Annotated in this window: 6 protein-coding genes and 1 pseudogene; 6 read left to right on the top strand and 1 reads right to left on the bottom strand. The window is 60.1% G+C overall.

Going from position 1 to position 6101, the window contains the following annotated elements:
• The 6 genes and pseudogenes from LCF60_RS23005 to LCF60_RS22980 form a co-directional block, all read left to right on the top strand.
• Positions 1–804: MBL fold metallo-hydrolase (locus tag LCF60_RS23005; RefSeq protein WP_292294872.1), on the top strand; the 804-nt coding region annotated here is incomplete at its 5' end.
• Between the two features lie 9 nt (positions 805–813).
• A complete protein-coding gene (locus LCF60_RS23000; protein WP_292294871.1) occupies positions 814–2376 on the top strand; it encodes an isochorismatase family protein in 1563 nt (520 codons plus the stop codon).
• 41 nt (positions 2377–2417) lie between these two features.
• Positions 2418–2759, top strand: coding sequence for a LacI family DNA-binding transcriptional regulator (locus LCF60_RS22995; RefSeq protein ID WP_292294870.1), 342 nt, complete (start codon positions 2418–2420; stop codon positions 2757–2759).
• 55 nt (positions 2760–2814) lie between these two features.
• A complete protein-coding gene (locus LCF60_RS22990) occupies positions 2815–3033 on the top strand; it encodes a hypothetical protein (protein ID WP_292294869.1) in 219 nt (72 codons plus the stop codon).
• A 446-nt stretch (positions 3034–3479) separates the two neighbouring features.
• The gene (locus LCF60_RS22985) at positions 3480–4220 is read left to right on the top strand and encodes an SDR family NAD(P)-dependent oxidoreductase (protein ID WP_292294873.1); all 741 of its coding nucleotides are present in this window, start codon (positions 3480–3482) and stop codon (positions 4218–4220) included.
• 473 nt (positions 4221–4693) lie between these two features.
• Positions 4694–5788, top strand: a pseudogene (locus LCF60_RS22980) (IS630 family transposase).
• Between the two features lie 29 nt (positions 5789–5817).
• Here the strand turns inward: LCF60_RS22980 and LCF60_RS22975 are convergent.
• Positions 5818–6051: a hypothetical protein gene (locus LCF60_RS22975; RefSeq protein ID WP_292294868.1), complete on the bottom strand. Its 234-nt coding sequence runs from the start codon at positions 6049–6051 to the stop codon at positions 5818–5820.
• Positions 6052–6101 lie beyond the last annotated feature (50 nt).

Genomic DNA, 6101 nt, shown 5'->3' with positions numbered 1-6101 from the left:
AGCAGCTTTCTGGTGCTCGGGCGCGACTGCGGGCGCACCCGGCGCGTGCCGGTCTACGGCTTTTTGATCCTTGGCGGCACTGTGCCCATCGTCGTCGACACCGGCTATCGCGACAATGCGATCATGGAAACGCTGGGCATGCGGGGACTGCAATTCCACGAAAACATGATCGAGCGGCAGCTGGCCAATCATGGGGTCAAGCCCGGGGACGTGCGCTATGTTCTGCACACGCATCTGCATATCGACCACGCAGGAAAAGACGATCACTTTCCGATGAACACCACGGTCGTCATCAATCGGCGCGAATTGGAATATTCCGTTTCGGGTCTGATGCACCCGCAATACCCCAAGCCCGATATCATCCACCTTGTCGAACGGCTGCACCATCCGGGCGCGCTGAGGCTCGAAGATCTGGCGATCTCAGGTTCGGTAGAGCTGATCCCTGGCGTGTTTTTGGACGAGGCGGGCGCGCACACCGAAGGTTCGATGAACGTCCATGTGGACACCGATGATGGGCGCGCAACGATCTGCGGCGACGTGATCTATGACTTCAACGATCAGATCATCGAGCCCGTGCGCACTTTTGGCCCCGAAGAATACCAGGTCACGGGCAATCACGGGAATACCAAGCGGCAGGAAAAAGGAGCAATCCGCAAGCTGATGTATTCCGGCGCGAAATATCTGCTGCCGATCCATGACAAGCCTGCGGTGGTCGAACAGGGCCGCGTCGTGGGGCGCTGCGACATGGTGGTGCCCGGCCCGGTGACGCAATCCGTGCCCCGGCGCGACTGGTTCCCGGCGTGAGGTCCAGATATGGCGCATGAAGCCCTTGATCCCGCCTTTCGCCGCCTGATCGACGAACACGCCCCGGTCCGACAGGTCGGCTCGGGGTTCGAGTTCACCGAAGGGCCTATCTGGCACCCGTCGGATCACTACCTGCTGTTCTCGGACATGCCCGGAGACGTGCGGCGGCGCTACGACCGATCTGGTGTGCGCGAGGTTCTGCGGCCGTCGCACAAAGGCAACGGCATGACCTATGATGCCGCCCTGAACCTGCTGGTCTGCGAGCATAGCACATCCTCGGTCACGCGGTTGTCCCCGGGCGGTCAGCGCGAAATTCTGGCCTCGCACTTCGAGGGGCGCGAGCTGAATTCGCCCAACGACATCGTGGTGAAATCCGACGGCTCGATCTGGTTCACCGATCCTTGGTACGGGCGCATGCCCGGTTTTGGAGTCGAGCGCCCGCGAGAGCTGAGCTGGCAGGGCGTTTTTCGCCTCCCGCCCGGGCATAGGCCGGGGGATGAGCCGCAACTGGTGGTCGACCGTTACCTGTTCACAATGCCCAACGGGCTGTGCTTCTGCCCAGTAGAGTCCAAGCTCTATATCAACGATACCGAGCAGGCGAATATCCGTGTCTTCGACGTGGCTGGCGCGAGCAAGCTGACGAACGGGCGCATCTTTGCCAGTGGCATCCGCGATAGCCTGAAACCTGGCGTGCCGGACGGGATGAAATGCGACGCCGAGGGCAACGTCTGGGTCACGGCTCCCGGTGGGCTGTGGGTCTATGCGCCCACGGGGAAGCTGATCGGCAAAGTGTCGATCCCCGAGATGCCCGCGAACCTGCATTGGGGTGGCGAGAATTGGCGCACGCTGTTCGTGGCCGCCAGCACCAGCATTTATTCGATCACGACCCTGATCGGCCCGCGCAACGAGCCCTTCATGCGGGCGCGCAAGTCCGCCAACTCGGCGTCTGCGGAGAGGGGAGACGATCCGTTAAGGCTGGAAGCCAGCCGCTGCGCGCTGATCATCCAGGACATGCAGAACGACGTGGTGATGGAAGGCGGTGCCTTTGCCGCCTCGGGTAGCCCGCAGCATTGCCGAGAGCAGAACGCCATTGCCAATGTTGCGCGCCTAGCCGCACGCTGTCGCGAGTTGGGTGTGCCGGTGATCCACGTGCATTTCCTCGTACACCCCGGTGCACCGGGGCTAACTCTGAACGCACCTTTGTTCGAGGGTGTAGTAGACGAGAGCGCTCTTGTGCGCGGCACATGGGGTGGGGCGCCCGTGGATGAGTTGGCCCCCCAGCCAGGCGATCACGTTGTCGAAAAGATGCGCATGAGTGCCTGGGAGGGCAGCTGTCTTGAGACGGTGCTCAGGGCCGAGGGACGCGATATCCTGATTGAAACAGGCGCCTGGACTAACATGTCGATCGAGCACACTGCTCGGACGGGTGCCGACAAAGGCTATGTCATGGTGATTCCCGAGGATGGTTGTTCGACGATGAATGCCGATTGGCACCGTGCCAGCATCGATTACGCGATGCAGAATGTGGCGCTTGTGACCCAGACGGACGATGTGATCGCAGCGCTGGTGTGATGCACTGAGAAACGAGGTTGCCAAGTTTATGTCCCAGGAAGATGACGCTGAAGGACGTCTCGAAAGCCTCGGGGATGTCGCTGATCACCGTGCCGCGCGCGTTGCGCCAGTCCGATACGGTGCACGCCGAGACCCGCGCGAAGGTCCAGCGCACCATCAACGAGATCGGCTATATTTCGAACCTTACCCTGCGCTCGATGATCTCGCAGCGCTCGGAGATGATCGCGGTCGTGGTGCCGATCCTCCCCAGCTCGCTCGATGCCGATTTCGCGCAGGTGGTCAGCCGCATCCTGGCGCCAATGAAGCGGCAGATGCTGCTGGTGGTCAGCGAATGGTCGCCGCAGAAGAAAGAAGAGGCCGTGCGCACCTTCATAGCCCGCTAGGCCGAAGCTATTATTCTCATCGGCTTTTTTTCCATAGCGAGCTGTTGGAGGCTTCTTGGGTCCGACGGTCGAGGCGTGGAACCTTCGCGAGGATGCGATCGACACCGCCGTTGGCTCCAATAACTACGCGGCCGCCATCGAGATGACGCGCTACCTGATCGGGCAAGGCTACGGAAATATCGTCATGGTCGGCGGTCGTCTCAGAACAATGACAAGGGCGATGCCTATGCCTATGGGCAGCTCTCTCACGCGCTCGGCATTCACTACTGGATGACCGACCTAAGCGCCGCCTCGGTGAGTTCGATTATGTTTGACGCTCCCTCGACGATCGACCTATTCGAAAAAGCTACGGTGCGCTTCGCCAATGCCGCCACTGGCGTGTTCTCCAGCAGTTGCGGGGTGCCCAACGGCCACGGCTTTGAGGTCGATATCCGCATCTACGGCAGCAAAGACTCAGTGCTTCTGGATATTGAGACCGAACGGCTGGAGCTCAAGCTTCCGGATGGCAAGGCCAGCGTGACGAAGGTGCCTCCGCGGGCCTGGAAATACAGTTGCGAGGGACCGCCCAACCGGCTGGTCGACGTCGCACTCGGGCAGGGCCGCAACGAAAACCCCAGCGATGTTGGGGCCTCGCCGTCGGGACACTTCACACCATCGTCGCCTCGGGCAAGGCCCAAGGGCGGAACAGATCATCCAGAACACACGGAAGGCAGCAACAAAATGACAGATTTTACCAACCAAACCGCAATCGTGACCGGCGGCGCGCAGGGCATCGGCCGCGCGGTTGCCGACCGCTTGGCTAAGGGTGGCGCGCGCATCGTTATCTGGGATTGCGACAAGGCGCTCGGGGATCAGGCCTCGCGGGAGATCGGAGGTGGCGCCTTTGCCTGCGATGTCGAAGTCGCGGACTGGGCCAGCGTGGCGGCAGCGATGCAGGTGACGCTCGATACGGCAGGCCGCGCCGACATCTTAGTGAACTCCGCCGGCATCGCCGGCTCCAACGGACCACTGGCCGATTACCCGGTCGAGGAATTCCGCCAGATCATCGAAATTAATCTGCTGGGCACCTTCCATGTCAACCGCGCCGCCGTGCTCGCGATGACGGCGCAGCGCTATGGGCGCATCGTCAACATAGCCTCGGTGGCCGGCAAGGAAGGCAACCCCATGGCCAGTGCCTATTCGGCGTCCAAGGCCGGCGTCATCGGACTGACCAAGTCGCTAGGCAAGGAACTTGCAGGCATGGATATCGCGGTGAATTGCGTCACGCCCGCCGCCGCGCGCACCCGGATCTTCGACCAAATGAAGCGAGAGCACATCGACTACATGCTGTCGAAGATCCCGCGAGGCCGGTTCCTTGAGCTTGACGAAGCGGCGGCGATGATCGCCTGGCTCTGTTCTAAGGAAAACAGTTTCACCACCGCCTCAGTCTTCGACCTGTCGGGCGGTCGGGCGACCTATTGATGGCGCGCTGGCAGACTAATTCGAACCAGTCTCCACAAGGACAGCAGACCTGACCCTCATGCCGCGCAAAGCCACAAGCCGGACCCCGACAGCTATGACAAGGGCTTTCTGCATTGCGACCTTCTGGTCAGCGCGCCGCTCTGCTAGCGTGTTGCGCCCTTTCCGATTCAGGATTCCCATGAAGCCTGATCTGTGATTGCTTATCTGCATGGCAGATATGGGGCTTTGAGATGGGAAAGCCACATCCTATGGCGCTTCTGGTGTAGTGATGCTGAGCCAGTTGGTGTTGTTAATACTCGTCACTCCGTCTGAGGTGAGGACTTTGGCGCAGCCCGCAAAACTCAAAAAGGTGTCCCCCGGACTTGCAGCACAATACGGGAAAGGTTCATGAGAGGCGCCCTGTCCGCCGCACCATTCAGAAAAATCCGAATTCCGTCACACTTGCATACTCAAGGTCTCGCCGCAATGATGCGATGGTGGGGCGTTTGGCAGATGAAGTTGTTCTGAGCGACGAAGAGCGCGCCTTCCTCAAGGCACAGTTTCGGAGACACAAAGCGGCAAGGTCGCTTTCGGACCGGTGCAGGATGATCTTGCTCTGCGCGGAAGGTCTTCAAAGCAAGGAGGTTGGTGCGCGGCTCGGCGTACATGAGCACACTGTTGGCAAGTGGCGCAGGCGGTTTGTGAAGGATCGGATTGAGGGATTGGCCGACGAATAGCGCCCGGGTCGGCCACGCACCGTATCGGACGATCAGGTGGCCGCAGTAATCGAACGCACGCTGAACAGCACGCCGAAAGATGCCACACATTGGTCGATCCGATCGATGGCCGTAGCAACGGGCCTGTCGCATACGACAATCCGGCGTATCTGGGCCGCTTTCGGCCTGCAACCGCATCGGAGCGAGACGTTCAAACTCTCGACCGATCCGCTGTTCGTCGACAAGGTGCAGGACATCGTCGGCCTTTACATGTCGCCGCCGAACCGTTCTATCGTGCTGTGTGTAGACGAAAAATCCCAGATCCAGGCGCTGGACCGCGAGCAGCCGGTGCTGCCAATGGCACCAGGTTTCGCCGAACGCAGAAGCCACACATACATTCGCCATGGCACGACCTCGCTCTTTGCCGCGCTCTACATCGCCACGGGGGCGGTGATCGGCAAATGCTACAAACGGCATCGGGCGACCGAGTTCCTCGACTTCCTCAAGAGGATTGACGCCGTCATGCCGGAAGGCCCGGACGTGCATCTGGTGATGGACAACTACGCCACGCACAAAACGCCGCGCGTGAAGGCGTGGCTGGCTCGCCACCCGCACTGGCATGTGCATTTCACGCCCACCTCGGCAAGCTGGATCAACCAGGTGGAGCGTTGGTTCGCCAAGTTGACACGAAAGCAATTGCAACGGGGTGTTCATCGATCCACAGCCGAACTGGAGGCCGACATTGCTGCCTTCATCGAGGCGCACAACGAGAACCCCAAACCATACCGATGGGTCAAATCTGCCGACGAAATACTCGCATCCGTCAAGCGGTTCTGCCAGCGCACCCAGAAAACCCTATGTGCCGAACTTTAGTTTCGGTTGACCACCAAACTTCGCGCAATTCAATCCATGCAACAACAGCCAATGGCCCCTTTTTGGTTGCGCAGAAGACGAAGCATCAGTCGAAATGCCTTGCTAAGTCCATGTTCGAATGCTGCCAGACGGTTGCTGTAATTTGTGGACAGCTCCTGTTTTGCAAGGGTTAATTTGAGTTGATGTTGATAGTCGCAGATTTCGATCGTTTGTCCTGCTTGTTTGCGCGATGAAGTCCAGCCTTCTGCCAGCGCTTCTCGCACGTTGCGAGATCCTTCGCAGGGCATGGTGATCGCTTGCTACGAAACTCACC

Origin of the sequence: Marivita sp. (assembly GCF_020055635.1) — a bacterium.
Taxonomy (GTDB): domain Bacteria; phylum Pseudomonadota; class Alphaproteobacteria; order Rhodobacterales; family Rhodobacteraceae; genus Marivita.
This window is presented reverse-complemented; position numbering and strand designations above follow the sequence as displayed.